The 14,682-nt window shown below is 56.6% G+C and carries 14 protein-coding genes and 1 other annotated feature; of the genes, 6 read left to right on the forward strand and 8 right to left on the reverse strand.

The genetic code is table 11. The features are described from left to right. Nucleotides 1–267: 267 nt before the first annotated feature. The 5 genes from ACVLVH_RS06865 to ltnD all read right to left on the reverse strand — a co-directional run bounded on the left by ACVLVH_RS06865 (nt 268) and on the right by ltnD (nt 5,312). Nucleotides 268–1,620, reverse strand: coding sequence for a GntP family transporter (locus ACVLVH_RS06865; RefSeq protein WP_101763406.1), 1,353 nt, complete (start codon nt 1,618–1,620; stop codon nt 268–270). A gap of 119 nt (nt 1,621–1,739) precedes the next feature. After that, nucleotides 1,740–2,519 carry an HPr family phosphocarrier protein gene (locus ACVLVH_RS06870; RefSeq protein ID WP_498949059.1) on the reverse strand — a complete coding sequence of 260 codons (780 nt, stop codon included), beginning with the start codon at nt 2,517–2,519 and terminating at the stop codon, nt 1,740–1,742. Beyond that, nucleotides 2,519–3,145: a 3-oxo-tetronate 4-phosphate decarboxylase gene (otnC, locus tag ACVLVH_RS06875; RefSeq protein WP_192233438.1), complete on the reverse strand. Its 627-nt coding sequence runs from the start codon at nt 3,143–3,145 to the stop codon at nt 2,519–2,521. The genes ACVLVH_RS06870 and otnC overlap by 1 nt, the downstream gene beginning before the upstream one ends. Beyond that, on the reverse strand, nt 3,142–4,401 hold the full coding sequence (gene otnK, locus ACVLVH_RS06880; protein WP_498949061.1) for a 3-oxo-tetronate kinase: 1,260 nt from the start codon (nt 4,399–4,401) through the stop codon (nt 3,142–3,144). The genes otnC and otnK overlap by 4 nt, the downstream gene beginning before the upstream one ends. A 2-nt stretch (nt 4,402–4,403) precedes the next feature. Further along, nucleotides 4,404–5,312, reverse strand: coding sequence for an L-threonate dehydrogenase (ltnD, locus tag ACVLVH_RS06885; protein WP_101763402.1), 909 nt, complete (start codon nt 5,310–5,312; stop codon nt 4,404–4,406). A 259-nt stretch (nt 5,313–5,571) separates the two neighbouring features. Between ltnD and ygbI the strand changes: the two genes are divergently transcribed. Continuing rightward, complete coding sequence (gene ygbI / locus ACVLVH_RS06890) at nt 5,572–6,333, forward strand: DNA-binding transcriptional repressor YgbI (protein WP_101763401.1); 762 nt, start codon at nt 5,572–5,574, stop codon at nt 6,331–6,333. A gap of 165 nt (nt 6,334–6,498) precedes the next feature. On the opposite strand, the gene ACVLVH_RS06895 is transcribed toward ygbI, so the two are convergent. Together ACVLVH_RS06895 and ACVLVH_RS06900 are read right to left on the reverse strand one after the other, a co-directional pair. Further along, a complete protein-coding gene (locus ACVLVH_RS06895; RefSeq protein ID WP_101763400.1) occupies nt 6,499–7,857 on the reverse strand; it encodes an APC family permease in 1,359 nt (452 codons plus the stop codon). A gap of 371 nt (nt 7,858–8,228) precedes the next feature. Further along, the gene (locus ACVLVH_RS06900; RefSeq protein WP_101763399.1) at nt 8,229–9,644 is read right to left on the reverse strand and encodes a glutamine synthetase family protein; all 1,416 of its coding nucleotides are present in this window, start codon (nt 9,642–9,644) and stop codon (nt 8,229–8,231) included. 213 nt (nt 9,645–9,857) lie between these two features. On the opposite strand from ACVLVH_RS06900, the gene puuD reads away from it, so the two are divergent. From puuD to ACVLVH_RS06915, 3 genes are read left to right on the forward strand one after another with little or no spacing between them, the layout of a single operon-like run. Then, entirely contained in the window at nt 9,858–10,622 is a 765-nt protein-coding gene (gene puuD, locus ACVLVH_RS06905; RefSeq protein ID WP_498949064.1) for a gamma-glutamyl-gamma-aminobutyrate hydrolase, read from the forward strand. Then, entirely contained in the window at nt 10,619–11,176 is a 558-nt protein-coding gene (puuR, locus tag ACVLVH_RS06910) for an HTH-type transcriptional regulator PuuR (RefSeq protein WP_277973779.1), read from the forward strand. The genes puuD and puuR overlap by 4 nt, the downstream gene beginning before the upstream one ends. A gap of 24 nt (nt 11,177–11,200) precedes the next feature. Continuing rightward, a complete protein-coding gene (locus tag ACVLVH_RS06915) occupies nt 11,201–12,478 on the forward strand; it encodes an NAD(P)/FAD-dependent oxidoreductase (protein WP_137386093.1) in 1,278 nt (425 codons plus the stop codon). Nucleotides 12,479–12,578: 100 nt separating this feature from the next. Here ACVLVH_RS06915 and ACVLVH_RS06920 read toward each other — a convergent pair whose 3' ends face one another. Then, on the reverse strand, nt 12,579–13,406 hold the full coding sequence (locus tag ACVLVH_RS06920) for an SDR family oxidoreductase (RefSeq protein ID WP_498949066.1): 828 nt from the start codon (nt 13,404–13,406) through the stop codon (nt 12,579–12,581). Nucleotides 13,407–13,582: 176 nt separating this feature from the next. On the opposite strand from ACVLVH_RS06920, the gene hisL reads away from it, so the two are divergent. Together hisL and hisG are read left to right on the forward strand one after the other, a co-directional pair. Then, nucleotides 13,583–13,630, forward strand: coding sequence for a his operon leader peptide (gene hisL, locus ACVLVH_RS06925; protein ID WP_100396937.1), 48 nt, complete (start codon nt 13,583–13,585; stop codon nt 13,628–13,630). Further along, nucleotides 13,606–13,727 (forward strand) — a sequence feature (His leader region). (Overlaps the previous gene by 25 nt.) A gap of 53 nt (nt 13,728–13,780) precedes the next feature. Then, complete coding sequence (gene hisG / locus ACVLVH_RS06930; protein ID WP_008104821.1) at nt 13,781–14,680, forward strand: ATP phosphoribosyltransferase; 900 nt, start codon at nt 13,781–13,783, stop codon at nt 14,678–14,680. Nucleotides 14,681–14,682: the final 2 nt, after the last annotated feature.

Here is a 14,682-nt window from a genome sequence, read left to right on the forward strand (position 1 = left end):
TGGTATCTCTCGCATCCCAGGACATAAGCGACTCCATAAACGGGTTCTTATGCCTTAGTTGTAAGTGTCTACCATGTCCCCGAACAAGTGTTCACCATGTCCCCGGACTGTACACTCCCACAGGGAGAGGGAGACGCTGCCAAATGCTGGCGTGAGCGCTCGATCGGTTCCCCCTTCCACAGGAGAAGGAGACGCTGCCAAATGCTGGCGTAAGCGCTCGATCGGTTCCCTCTCCCTGTGGGAGAGGGTTAGGGTGAGGGAAAACCCTTAAATCATCCCCCACACCAGCCACGTCAATGCGAAACCGCTCAGCCCCATCACCGTCGTCAATACCGTCCAGGTCTTCAGACCATCGGCCACTGACAAGCCCAGATAGCGCGTCACCACCCAAAAACCCGCATCATTGACGTGCGACAAACCTAACCCACCGAAACAGGCCGCCAGCGTCACCAACACGCGCTGCATATCCGTTACATCGCCCACCGCCTGGCTTAACAAGCCGCTGGTGGTCAGAATCGCCACCGTTGCCGACCCCTGCGAAGCACGCAGCGCCAGCGACAGAATAAAGGCCGCCGGAACTAATGGCAGATGCAAGGTTTCCAGCGTCAACGCCAGCGCTTTGCCCACGCCCGATTCCACCAGCACCTTACCAAACGCACCGCCCGCGCCCGCCACCAGAATCACGCTGGCGGAGCTGGGAATCGCACGTCCGGTGAGATCTTCCAGTTTCTCTTTGCTCCAGCCGCGACGCACGCCGAGCAGCCACGCCGCCAGTCCCAGCGCAATCAGCAACGCAATGGCTGGCGTACCGATCACCGTCATCACCGCACGCAGCGTGCTGCCTTCTTCCAGTGTGGTATGCGCGACGGTACCCATGACGATCAACAGAATCGGCACAACAATCAGACCGGTAATGGTCAGTGCACCCGGCGCTGGCGCGTCGTTCTTCGGCTTACCTTCCGGCTTCGCCAGCTGCAGCTGTTCTAATACATCAACGGAAAGATGATATTGGCGCAGGTTCATCGCTTTCGCGACGTAATAACCGACGATACCGACCGGAATCGAGATCAGGATACCGAGCATCATCAGCCAGCCCATATCAGTGTGCAGAATGCCCGCCGCCGCCGCCGCGCCGGGATGGGTTGGCAGCGCCACATGCACCGTCAGCATCACGCCCGCCATCGGCAAGCCAAACTTCAGCGGTGACACGCGCGCCACTTTGGTGAAGCCATAAATCAGCGGAATCACGATGATGAAGCCGACTTCGAAGAACACCGGAATGCCGAGGATAAACGCCGCCATGGTCAGCGCCGCCACGGTACGCTTGATACCCAGCGATTTACTGAAGCGTTGTGCCAGCGACTCGGCACCGCCCGAGGCTTCAATCACTGCGCCGAGCATCGCCCCCAGCACGATGATAATGGTGATATGCCCCAGCAAGTTACCCATCCCGCTAAAGATGGTTTCCATAATTTTGTCGGCTGGAATGCCGGTCGCAATCGCCACCAGCAAGCTGACAATCAGCAGCGCCACAAAGGGGTGAACTTTGGTTTTAATCACCAGCAGCAGCAAGATCACAATGCTGGCGGTAGCAATGGCTAACAACAACGCGGTAGACATGATAATCCTCTGATTTAATTAGTATAGTTTGGGTACAGCTCTATCTGGTATTGTCGAATTCAGGTAATACTTACCCAGCACAGTGCTGAAAATCCCTGTGCTGGGTGGTTAAACAAAAATTATTTAGCGTAAGGCGCGAACCAGCCGAGGCCAGCTTCAGTGCGGCCGCGCGGGATGTATTCACATCCCACCCAACCGTCGTAACCCACTTCATCCAGCAGGTCGAACAGATAGGAATAGTTGATCTCGCCTTCATCCGGCTCGTGACGATGCGGCGCAGAGGCGATCTGGATATGGCGATAACGACCAGCGTATTCACGAATCAGATGCGTCAGATTGCCGTCCACCAGCTGTGCATGGAACAGATCGAGCTGGGTAAAGACGTTGGGCCGATCGATACGCGTCATCATCGCCAGCGTCTGATACTGGCTGGCGTAGAGATAATTCGGCTTAGTGACTGGATTAAGCGCTTCCAGCAGCAGGCGAATGCCGTGCGGCGCAAAACGCTCGGCGGCATAACGCATGTTACGCACGAAAGTCTCTTCATAGGCTGCACGATCGACACCGTTTGGCACCGTTGCCGCCATCACATGCACCTGCTGGCAGTTGAGCGGCAGCGCATACTCGAGTGCCCGATCGATATCGGCACGCGCTTCCTGTTCACGGCCCGGAATGGCAGAAACGCCCCACTCGCCCGCCTGCACGTTGCCTGCGGCGGTGTTGAACAGCACCAATTCCAGCTGATGTTTTTCCAGCTCGGCTTTAATCACCTCGGCCGGAAAGTCATACGGAAACAGGAATTCAACGGCGCGAAAACCGGCGTTAGCCGCGGCGGCAAAGCGTTCGATAAACGGCAACTCACCGAACTGCGTAGATAGATTGGCTGCAAACTTAGGCATTAAACATTCCTCAATTCCGCGACTTCGCTATCGGTCAGATAACGAATCGAGCGGTCACCGAGCGTAAACATCAGGCGCGCGGTCTCTTCCAGTTCTTCAGTGTTATTGGCAGCTTCGCGCAGGGATTTGCCCACCACCACCGGACCATGATTAGCCAGCAGGAAGGCGTTATAGCGCGATGCCAGATTGGCCAGATCGTCAGCCAGCCGCTGATCACCCGGCTTGTAATAGGGCACCACCGGCACATCACCGACGCGCATCACCACGTACGGCGTGAACGGACGGATGCAGTTTGCTGTGTCGAGATCGTTGAGGCAGGAGAGCGCCGTCAAATAGTGGCTGTGCAGATGCACCACCGCTTTGCACGCGGGATTGTTCAGATAGAGCGCGCGGTGAAAAGCCACCTCTTTCGACGGCTTGTCGCCGGAGATCCATTCGCCCTGAATCGTCACTTTCGACAGACGATCGGCCTGCAGTTCGCCGAGACAGGAGCCGGTTGGCGTCGCCAGCAAGTTGCCATCCTCCAGCAGCAGAGACAAATTGCCCGCTGAACCGGTGGCGTAACCGCGCTGAAAGAAGGATGCGCCGAGCTGTACCATTTCTTCGCGTGCTTGTTGTTCCGTCATGCTGAATACTCCTGTTGTGCGCGGGCAAAGAACTGTTCGTCGCCAAAGTTGCCTGATTTCAGCGCCAGTGACAGCGGCTGATGGATATCGCGTACCCACGGCACGCCCGGTGAAATCATCGGGCCAATGTGGAATGCGGTAACGCCAAGGCTTTGTGCCACCACGCCCGAGGTTTCACCGCCGGCGACGATAAAGCGCTGCCAGCCACGGGTTTTTAGTTCACGGGTTACGGCGGCAAACAGCTGCTCAACCGCTTCACTGCTGCGCGCTGCGCCGTATTGCTGCTGAATGGCTTGCAGCTGCTGCGCATCGGCGGTAGCAAACAGCAAGGGCGCCAGTTCGGGCTGATGATGCGCCGCCACCCAATCACAGAGTTCCTGCGCATAGCTTTCGGCGTTATCGAGGCAGCGTTCCACCAGCACTTCATGCGAGGGCGCTTGCTGACGATACGCCTGCACCTGACGGTTGGTCATTTGCGAGCAGGAGCCTGAGATCACCACCGCGCGATCGCCTTGTGGACGCCCGGCGTGTTCAGCGTCACTGTTCTGCTGCTGCGTTGCCCAGGCGCGGGCGATACCGATCGCCAGGCCAGAACCGCCGGTCACCAGTCGCGTCTCTTTCAGCGCTTCGCCCTGCGTCAGCAGATGCTGCTCGTGCAGCGCATCCAGCACCACATAGTTGATGCCCTGCGCTTTTAAAGCATCCAGCTGCGCACGCACCGCATCAGCACCTTGATCCAATTGCGCGGCGTTGATCACTGCGGCCTGGCCTTTGGCCTGGCGCGTCATCAAACGCACCAGATTGCTATCGGTCATTGGCGTTACCGGATGATGGCGCATGCCCGATTCGGACAGCAGCTGATCGGCCACAAACAGATAGCCCTGATACACCGTACGACCGTTAACCGGCAGCGACGGCGAAATCACCGTTTGCGTTTCGCCCAATGCCGCCAGCAGCGCATCGGTTACCGGGCCGATGTTGCCCTGCTCGGTGCTGTCAAAGGTGGAGCAATATTTGAAATAGAAACGATCGCAGCCCTGCTGTTGCAGCCACTGCAGCGCCGCCAGCGACTGATCGATCGCCTGCTGGACCGGGCATGAGCGTGACTTCAGGCTGATAACAATCGCCTGCGCGCTCAGCGCGTCATGCCTTTCCGGCACGCCGTTGAACTGGATGGTCGGCAAACCGTTCTGCACCAGAAAACTGGCGATGTCGGTTGCGCCGGTAAAATCGTCTGCAATAACGCCTAAACGCATGATTATTGCTCCTTCGCCTGCGGCAGCGTGATGCCGCTGAAGATCTTGATCACTGCGCTGTCATCTTCACGACCGTGGCCGGCGTTGCTGGCTTCGGTAAACATATTGAGCGCAGTAGAAGCCAGCGGCAGCGGGAAGTGCAGCGACTTGGCGGTATCCGCCACCAGATTGAGATCTTTAACGAAGATATCGACCGCTGATTTCGGCGAGTAATCGCCATCCACCACGTGACGCATGCGGTTCTCGAACATCCATGAGTTACCGGCGGCGTTGGTCACCACGTCATACATGGTGTCGAGCGGGATCCCGGCGCGCGCGGCCAGCGCCATCGCTTCTGCGCCCACGGCAATGTGCACGCCCGCCAGCAGCTGGTGAATGATTTTGACGGTTGAGCCGAGACCGATTTCGCTGCCCACGCGATAGACTTTCGCCGCCACCGCATCCAGCACGGGCTTGAGCAGGGCAAAAGCTTCATCGCTGCCGGACGCCATCACCGTCATCTCGCCAACTGCAGCTTTGGCTGCGCCGCCGGAAACCGGTGCATCCAGCATCAGCAACTGATGCTGCGCCAGCTGTTGTTCAATCGCCTGCGCATCCTGTGAAGAGATGGTAGAAGAGACCATGACCACGGTGCCGGGCTTGAGCTGCGCCGCCACGCCGTTTTCACCGAACAGGATTGCTTTAACCTGCGCGGCATTCACCACAAGCAGCAGCACCGCATCGAGTTCAGCGGCAAAGCGGGCAGCGGAGGTTTGCGCATCACGTGCACCGGCCTGACGCAGGGTTTCCAGCGCCTGCGGATTGAGATCAACACCCCAGGTATTTAATCCTGCACGGATGCAAGACTGCGCGGCACCCATGCCCATGGAACCTAAACCAATCACGCCGATGTTATTCACGGTTGCTGACATAGCAAACCTCCATTGTTAATTTAAGTGATAATTTGTTCATTGGTGTTAAGTCTGCCGCAGTCAGTGGCGAATAAACGTGCGTGATATCACAAAAATTAACTTATGCGCGCAAGGATTAACATGGATTCACAGCCGGAGGTCAGCGCTTCGAAGTCAGTCCAGATGGGATTTCTGCTTAGATTCCGCCAAGATAAATTGTGCTGCGGGCTGTGAATCGATGATCTACAATGTGAAAAAATGATAATTCAGGGAGAGCAAGGTGATTCCGGTTGAACGTCATCAACAAATTTTAGCGCTGGTGGGCGAACGCGGCGTGGTTAGCATTGCCGAGCTCACTGAGCGCTTGGGTGTGTCGCATATGACGATACGTCGCGATGTGCAGAAGCTGGAAGAGCAAGGTGCGGTATTGTCTGTTTCGGGCGGCGTGCGCTCAGCGGATCGCCTGGCGGCGGAGCCATCGCATCTGGCGAAAACCAATATGTACAGCGGCGAGAAGATGGCGATTGGGCAGTATGCCGCGCGTCATATTCCGCGTAATAGCTGCATCTATCTCGATGCCGGCACCACCACACTGGCGCTGGCGCGCGAGTTGCTTGAGCGTGATGACTTGCTGGTGGTGACCAACGATTTCGTGATTGCGCGCCTGCTGATGGAGAGCAGCGGCTGCAAGTTGATTCACACCGGCGGCACGGTATGTCGTGAGAACCGTTCCAGCGTCGGTGAAGCGGCGGCCAGAAGTTTGCGCCAGCTGGCGATTGATATCGCGTTTATCTCCGCGTCCTGCTGGGGCCCGCGCGGGCTGTTTACGCCGGATGAGGATAAGGTGCCGGTGAAGCTGGCGGCGAGCGATGTGAGTAGTAAGCGCGTGTTGTTAAGCGACAGTTCGAAGTACAACAAGATTGCGACGCATCTGGCGTTACCGCTGGAGCGGTTTGATACCTTGATTACCGATGCGGGGTTGAGTAAAGCGGGACGCGAGGCGTTGAGTGCGGGGAGTTGGGAGTTGGTGTTGGCGGGATAGTGCGTGCTGTTCCCGGTCGGTGCTCGCTGTCCCCCATCCCGGCCTTCCCCCGCTAGCGGGGGAAGGAGACGCTGCCACATGCAGCTTCAGAACTCACATATGGCAGCATCTTCCTCCCCCATTTATGGGGGAGGACCGAGGAGGGGGACAGCGACGTCGATCAAATCACACTTCTTCGCTGAACTGCGGAACCGGGTTGCGGAAGGTGCGGGTCACAAAGGCGAGGTAAATAATACCAATCGCTGCCCACACCAGGCCGAGCACCATGGAGGTCTCTTCCAGGTTAATCCACAACGCACCGACTGTCAGGGCACCCATCACCGGCAGCACCAGATAGTTGATGTGATCTTTCAGCGTCTTGTTACGCTTCTCACGGATCCAGAACTGCGCAATCACCGACAGGTTCACAAAGGTGAACGCCACCAGCGCACCGAAGTTAATCAGCGCAGTTGCGGTTACCAGGTCGAAGTTGATCGCCATCAGCGCGACCGCACCCACCAGCAGCACGTTCAGTGACGGCGTGCGGTATTTCGGGTGCACGAAGCCAAAGAAACGCTGCGGGAACACGCCATCGCGGCCCATCACGTACATCAAACGTGAAACGCCTGCGTGCGCGGCCATACCGGATGCCAGCACCGTCACCACCGAGAAGATCAGGATGCCAATTTGCAGCGCTTTACCCGCCACGAACAGCATGATCTCTGGCTGTGAAGAGTCCGGATTCTGGAAACGCGAGATGTCCGGGAAGTACAGCTGCAGGAAGTAAGAAACACCGATAAAGATCACACCACCAATCAGCGCGGTGAGGAAAATCGCGCGCGGGATCGTGCGTTCAGCATCTTTGGTCTCTTCTGACAGCGAACTGATACCGTCAAAGCCAAGGAACGAGAAGCAGAGAATGGTCGCACCAGTAATCATCGGGACTACGTGCGCATTCTCAGACCAGAATGGTCTGCTGCTGGTCAATGTCCCCTCGCCAACACCGTGTGCCACACCGTAAACCACCATGCCGGTAATCACTACCATCACTACCACTTGCAGCACCACGATCACGCTGTTGAAGTTGGCAACGGTTTTGATTCCACGCAGGTTGGAGATGGTCATAAAGGCCACCAGCAGCACCACGAAAATCCACGACGGAATGCCCGGCACCAGCGTCTCAAAGTAGCTTTTCGCCAGCAGGATGTTGATCATCGGCATGAACAAGTAGTCCAGCAGTGATGACCAGCCAACCATAAAGCCGACGTGCGGACTGATTGCTTTCTGAGCATAGGTGTAAGCGGAGCCCGCAGATGGGAAGCGGCGTACCAGCTTGCCGTAGCTCACGGCAGTAAACAGAATCGCGATCAGGGCGAAAGCATAAGCGGTGGCGACGTGGCCGTCGGTCAATCCAGACACGATTCCGAAGGTATCAAACAGGGTCATTGGCTGCATATACGCCAGGCCCATCATGACAACCGGGATCAGGGTCAGAGATTTTTTCAGGTGTGCACGCTGAGGTGCGGCAGAGGTGTTAAGCGACATTGTTCAGGCCCCCGCAGACGACAACCGAGATCGGTTGGGCTACAGGGCTACTGCGCAATTTGCTGCAGTGAGAAGTGATATTAGTGTTTACGATTGTCGCGGCGCCGTAGTCATCACGGAAGCGAGAACCAGCCTGCGCTGGTGCAATGTTAAACAGTCCCATCTTTGTTTTCCTCAAATCTCACGCACAAGCGTGTTTGTCAGTATCTATCTATCCGGATGCGTGTCCGGCCTCGTGTGAATGTCAGTGAGTACATCATGCAAAAAAATAACCGACGCGGTTAACGTCGGTTAGTTCTCATTTTGCAGGGCGCGTATTTTGCCCCAACTTATGCCATCGGCACAAGACGTTAGATCAATTCTTCCGGCACTCAGGCATTCTTGAGCATCCAGTCGATTTCCGTCGAGGTGATTAAGCGCTCAAACTGCATCAGTTCGTACTGTTTGCAGCTGTGCCACACCCCGCTAAAACGCTCGCCCAGCAGCTTTTGCAGCGGATAGCTATTCTCAAATTCATACAGCGCATCGCTCTGCCGAATCGGTAATGCCAGCCCTTCTGCTTCATGTCCATTGCCCTGCACCGCATGCGGTAAAGGTAGCTGATTATCCAGACCGTGCAAAATACCGGCAAGAATAGTTGACACCACCAGATAGGGATTTGCATCCGCACCGGCCACGCGATACTCGATGCGATGGTTATCCGCATCGCCACAAGGCACACGCAGCGCAACCGTACGGTTGTTGTGTCCCCATGACGCCTGCAGCGGTACATAGGCTTCCGGCAGGAAGCGGCGATAAGCGTTCACGTTAGGCGCCAGCAGCGCCATCGAAGCCGGCATTAAATCGATCATGCCCGCCAGCGCGCGTTTCATCAGCGGTGAATCGCTGCCGTCATCAAGCGCAAAGGCGTTGTGATCGGCGGCATCCAGCATGCTGATATGCACATGCATGCCGCTGCCCGCGTACTCTTCGTAAGGCTTGGCCATGAAAGTGGCGGTCATGCCGTGATTTTCCGCCACCTGACGCACCAGCCGTTTCAGCTGAATAGCGTGATCGCAGGCTTTAAGCACGTCGCGCGTGTGATGCAGGTTGATTTCGAACTGGCCGGGCGAGGCTTCCGCCAGCGCGCCATCGGCGGGAATGCCTTGCAGCTTGGCCAGATGGTCGATGTCCCGCAGTACGTCGGCGAAGTGATCGAGATTATCCACCGAATACACCTGGCTCTGCATATTGCGTTCGTCACTGCCCGGCGAACACGGCGGCTGAATGAAGCCCTCCGCATCACGCTTTTTATCCACCAGATAGAACTCCAGCTCTACCGCTACCACCGGGAACAATCCTCGATTACGCAGCTGTTGCCACAGCCGATTGAGAACATTACGGGGTTCAACGTCAAAGGGAGTGCCATCTTGGTTACACATGGTCAGCAACAGCTGAGCGATGTGCGTGGGATCGGCGGCAGAAGGAATTAAGGTGCCGGGCACCGGCATGCAGAGGTGGTCGGGTTCGCCCAGTGACTGACCCAGTCCGGCGTCTTCGACGGTGTTACCGAGAATATCCATAGCGAAAACCGAGGCCGGGAAGTAACACCCTTTTTCCAGTTTTGCCAATGCGGAGATGGGAATGCGTTTACCGCGAAATACCCCATTTAAATCATTAAGAAGAATATCGACATACTGCGTTTCAGGATGGCGTTCCAGCCAGGTTTTGACCTCCAGCTGGAACGCGCTTGTTCGTTTCTCTTCACTGTGTCGCGTGAAGTCTTCTACTTCTACGAGGTTCGTCATGATCCCACCCGCCCTTTACCGTTTAATATTGGTGCGCGCAATGCTCAAAATAACAGCCACTCCACTAACATAGCGCTAACGCAAAAAGTGTGCAAATGTAACAATTCTGTTTGAGGAATGAACGATCGGTTGCTAGATTGACAAAATATTGCACACTTTTAAGGCCAGCCGCGCATTTCCGGCGAAAATATTGAACAGCAACGCGGAGACGTTATGGGCATTATTTTTGACAAGCCCTTGATTGGCGTAGTGATGTGCCAGAACTTTATCGGCAGCCACGCAGGGCAAACGATTCATAACAAATATCTCGACGCTATCGTGCTTGCCGGTGGCGTGCCGCTGCCCTTGCCGCATCAACTGATGCAAGCACCTCATCTATTAGAAAACAGTATGACCGTGCTGGATGGCATTTTGCTGACCGGCAGCCCCAGCAACATTGAACCCTGGCATTACGGCGCGGACGGTAAAGAGGCGCATGCCGATCCGGCGCGCGATCGCCTCGCCTTTGGGCTCATCACCCATGCGATCGGTAAAAAGATGCCGATGTTCGGTATCTGTCGCGGTTTGCAGGAGCTGGTGGTCGCTAATGGCGGTGCGCTGCATCGCCAGCTGCATATGACACATCTGTTTCAGGAGCATCGCGAAAACGACGCGTTATCGCTGGATGAGCAATACGCGCCGGCACATACCGTGCAGCCAGAAGTGGATGGCATGCTGAGCCAACTGCTCGGCAGCGCCGAACCTTTTGCGGTCAACTCGCTGCACGGGCAAGGCATCCGCGAAACCGGTCCGCAGCTACATATCGAAGCGCGCGCGCCCGACGGGCTGGTTGAAGCCGTAAGCCTGCCAAAGCACCCTTTTGCCCTTGCGGTGCAATGGCATCCGGAATGGCACTCCGATCGCGATCCGGTCTCGCGCCGTTTGTTTGAGGCCTTTATCCACGCCGCTGTCTGTTATCACAAGGAAAAACAGCCATGAATGATGCCACTCTGGCACCCGGACGTCGCTTATCGCAGATCCGGCAGGAGTTGGGATTGTCTCAGCGTCGCGTCGCTGAGTTATCAGGTTTAACGCACAGCGCCATCAGTACTATCGAACAGGACAAAGTGAGCCCGGCCGTCAGCACCTTACAGAAGCTGCTGAAAGTTTATGGGCTTTCGCTGTCAGAGTTTTTCTCCGAACCCAAAATCAATGCCACGCCGCGGGTGATTGTGCGCCCGGAAGAGTGCGTGGAGATCGGCAGCCTTGGCGTATCGCTGATGCTGATCGATAACGGTGCCGCACGGCGCGCGCTGGCGATGCTGCTGGAGCGTTATGAACCCGGCGCCAGCACCGGCGAGAAGTTACGCCATCCCGGCGAGGAAACCGGCACCGTGCTGGAAGGGGAAATCATGCTGGTGGTCAACGGCCAGAGTTACCATCTCTATCGCGGTGAAAGCTATGTGATTGATACCGGCTTGCCGCACAGTTTTACCAATACCTCAGATCAGCCGTGTCGCATTGTTAGCGCGCATACGCCCGCCAATTTCTAAGGTTTCGCGCTTAAGGAGGATGTCATGCAACATGTGGGAAGTTATTACGCCGCTACCGCCAACGCCCATGAGCCGTGGCCGGAGCTGCAAGAGTCAGTGCAGTGCGATGTCTGCATCATTGGCGGCGGCTTTACCGGGCTCTCGTCCGCGCTGTTTCTCACCGAAGCCGGTTACGACGTGGTGCTGCTTGAAGCGGCGAAAATCGGCTTTGGCGCCAGCGGCCGCAATGGCGGCCAGGTCGTCAACTCCTACAGCCGCGACGTGGATGTGATTGAGCAGCGCTACGGCAAACAGACCGCACAAATGCTTGGCAGCATGATGTTTGAAGGCGCGGAGATCATTCGCGACCGCATCGACCGTTACGCTATCGCCTGCGACTATCGTCCCGGCGGCATTTTCGCCGCACTGAATCAGCGGCAAATGGGCCATCTTCGCAGCCAAAAAGCCCTTTGGGCACGCTATGGCAATCACGATTTGGAGCTGCTCGACGAACGCGGCATTCGGCGCGAAGTGGCGACCGATCGCTACGTCGGTGGCTTACTTGATAAGCGCGGCGGGCATCTGCATCCGCTCAATCTGGCGCTGGGTGAAGCGGAAGCTATTCGCCGTCACGGCGGGCGCATTTATGAGCAGTCAGCGGCGATTGAAGTGAAATACGGCGCACCGCATCGCATAAAAACTGCTAAGGGCGAAGTCAGCGCCACCTTCGTGATTTTTGCAGGTAACGCTTATTTGCCGTCACAGCTTGAACCGCGCCTGACGGGCAAAAGCATGCCGTGCGGTTCGCAGATCGTCACCACCGAACCTTTAACGCGCGATCAGGCTTTGGGTTTGCTGCCGAACAATTACTGCGTTGAAGATTGTAACTATCTGCTCGACTACTTCCGCCTCACCGCCGATAACCGCCTGCTCTACGGCGGCGGCGTGGTGTACGGCGCACGTGAGCCGGATGATATCGAAGCGCTGATTCGCCCCAAGCTGCTGCGCACCTTTCCGCAGCTGCGTGACATCAAAATCAGCCACCGCTGGAGCGGCAATTTCCTGCTCACGCTATCGCGCATGCCGCAGTTTGGGCAGGTAGAGAAGAATGCGTTCTTTATGCAGGGCGACAGCGGACACGGCGTGACCTGTACCCATCTTTCAGGAAAGTTGATTGCTGAAGTGCTACGTGGGCACGCCGAGAGATTTGATGCGTTCGCGAAATTGCCGCATCTGCCGTTTCCAGGTGGGAGACGGTTTAAGGTGCCGCTTACCGCGATGGGAGCGGCGTGGTATGCGTTAAGGGATCGGTTTGGGGTTTAATCTGCTGCGCGCTGATGCCCTCACCCCGGCCCTCTGCTACGGGAGAGGGAGCAAAAGATTCCCTCGCCCGCCTGCGGGAGAGGGTTAGGGTGAGGGGAAATCACTCCAGCGGCATTTTCATCGGGTCATCATACGTATACTCAAACCCCAGCTCACTCGCGATCTTCGAGCCATCAATCACCTTGCCGTTAGAACGCTCCGGCTCAACAACGAACGTCGGTGGCTCAAGCCCCAGCTGCTTCGAAACGCTAGGATAAAAACTGTCGCGCGACGGATGTTTCGAGGCACACAAATTGTAAACATGCCCGCCTTTCGGGGTTTGCAGCAACAGCACAATCGCATCGACCACATCATCGAGATGTACCAGATTGACCGCATGACCGCCGTTTTCCAGCCCGGTTTTACCGGCAAGGAAACGCCCCGGATGACGATTCGGCCCCACTAATCCCGCGAGACGCACAATGTCCACGCTGGTGCCGGGCAGATCGTGCAGCCAATTTTCCAGCTCCACCAACGTTTTGCCGGCGACGGTTTCCGGCTGCAGCGGACTGCTCTCTTTCATTACACCCTCACCGCTGCCGTACACAGACGTTGAGCTGGTGAAAATAATGCGCGGTACTCTCTTCGCCAGCGCGGTATCCACCACGTTCTGCACCGCCTGCATGTAATCTTCACCGCCTTTCACCGTGCGACTGGCGGGCAAGGTCACCACCAGCGCATCGACTGCCATCAGCGTATCTAACTCTTCGGCTTCACACTCCAGTTCGGGGGTTAACACCAGCTGGAAGGCTTCAATGCCACAGCGGCGTGCGGCGTCCACGCCATCCGGCGAGGTTTTACTGCCGGTGACCTGCCAGCCGCGTGCCGTTAGCGCCATCGCCAGCGGCATACCCAGCCATCCCAGACCTACAATCGCGACCTTTTTCATATCGACTCCTGCTATGGGCTCACACTTCATCTTAGTGCGGGTAGATGTGCCAAACCAGCGCAAACTGTTTCGGGAGATTCCGGAAATTGACGGTTAAAAAAGGGTTGCCAATTGTCACCATCTTCGTTAGGTTATTCAGCACGCAAATGAATACTCATTCAGCAACGGAATTTACTATGACACGCGTTCAGTTCAACCACCATCATCACCATCACCCTGACTAGTCTTTCAGGCGATGTGTGCTGGGAGACGATTAGGATCTTCCAGTGGTGCGAACGCAAAGAGAGCCCCCGGAAGATCATCTTCCGGGGGTTTTTTTATGGGCGAACGCCAACCAACACGTTCAGACAGGATTGAATAAGAGGACAGGAATCATGTTAGATAACACCCGTATTCGCATAGCTATGCAGAAATCTGGCCGTTTAAGTGATGAATCACGCGAACTGCTGGCACGCTGCGGTATCAAAATTAACCTTCAGCAACAGCGTCTGATTGCGTTTGCGGAGAACATGCCGATCGACATCCTGCGTGTGCGCGATGACGATATCCCTGGCCTGGTAATGGATGGCGTGGTCGATCTCGGTATCGTCGGTGAAAACGTGCTAGAAGAGGAGCTGCTGAATCGCCGTGCTCAGGGCGAAGATCCGCGTTACTTCACGCTGCGTCGTCTGGATTTCGGCGGTTGTCGCCTGTCGCTAGCGATGCCGGTTGATGAAGAGTACACCGGCCCGCAATGCCTGAATAACGCCCGCATCGCCACCTCTTATCCACACCTGCTGAAGAAATACCTCGATAAACAAGGCGTCGCCTTTAAATCCTGCCTGCTGAACGGATCGGTTGAAGTCGCACCACGCGCGGGTTTGGCCGATGCGATTTGTGACCTGGTTTCAACCGGCGCCACGCTGGAAGCCAACGGCCTGCGCGAAGTGGAAGTGATCTACCGCTCTAAAGCAGTGCTGATCCAGCGCGATGGCGAACTGCCGGCCGCCAAGCAAGAGCTGGTCGACAAAATGATGACGCGTATTCAGGGCGTAATTAAAGCGCGTGAATCCAAGTACATCATGCTGCACGCGCCAAGCGAGCGTCTGGATGAAGTGATTGCGCTGCTGCCGGGCGCTGAGCGTCCAACCGTGCTGCCGCTGGCCGGCGATGTGAGCCGCGTGGCGATGCACATGGTGAGCAGCGAAACGCTGTTCTGGGAAACCATGGAAAAGTTGAAGTCGCTGGGTGCCAGCTCGATCCTCGTGCTGCCAATTGAAAAAATGTTGGAGTAATA

The organism is Kluyvera sp. 1366 (assembly GCF_054823405.1).

Excerpts from the sequence above, each read along its gene's own strand:
- ACVLVH_RS06865 (WP_101763406.1), bottom strand. The coding sequence starts at position 1,620 with ATGTCTACCGCGTTGTTGTTAGCCATTGCTACCGCCAGCATTGTGATC.
- ACVLVH_RS06870 (WP_498949059.1), bottom strand. The coding sequence starts at position 2,519 with ATGCCTAAGTTTGCAGCCAATCTATCTACGCAGTTCGGTGAGTTGCCG.
- otnC (WP_192233438.1), bottom strand. The coding sequence starts at position 3,145 with ATGACGGAACAACAAGCACGCGAAGAAATGGTACAGCTCGGCGCATCC.
- otnK (WP_498949061.1), bottom strand. The coding sequence starts at position 4,401 with ATGCGTTTAGGCGTTATTGCAGACGATTTTACCGGCGCAACCGACATC.
- ltnD (WP_101763402.1), bottom strand. The coding sequence starts at position 5,312 with ATGTCAGCAACCGTGAATAACATCGGCGTGATTGGTTTAGGTTCCATG.
- ACVLVH_RS06895 (WP_101763400.1), bottom strand. The coding sequence starts at position 7,857 with ATGTCGCTTAACACCTCTGCCGCACCTCAGCGTGCACACCTGAAAAAA.
- ACVLVH_RS06900 (WP_101763399.1), bottom strand. The coding sequence starts at position 9,644 with ATGACGAACCTCGTAGAAGTAGAAGACTTCACGCGACACAGTGAAGAG.
- puuD (WP_498949064.1), top strand. The coding sequence starts at position 9,858 with ATGGGCATTATTTTTGACAAGCCCTTGATTGGCGTAGTGATGTGCCAG.
- puuR (WP_277973779.1), top strand. The coding sequence starts at position 10,619 with ATGAATGATGCCACTCTGGCACCCGGACGTCGCTTATCGCAGATCCGG.
- ACVLVH_RS06915 (WP_137386093.1), top strand. The coding sequence starts at position 11,201 with ATGCAACATGTGGGAAGTTATTACGCCGCTACCGCCAACGCCCATGAG.
- ACVLVH_RS06920 (WP_498949066.1), bottom strand. The coding sequence starts at position 13,406 with ATGAAAAAGGTCGCGATTGTAGGTCTGGGATGGCTGGGTATGCCGCTG.
- hisG (WP_008104821.1), top strand. The coding sequence starts at position 13,781 with ATGTTAGATAACACCCGTATTCGCATAGCTATGCAGAAATCTGGCCGT.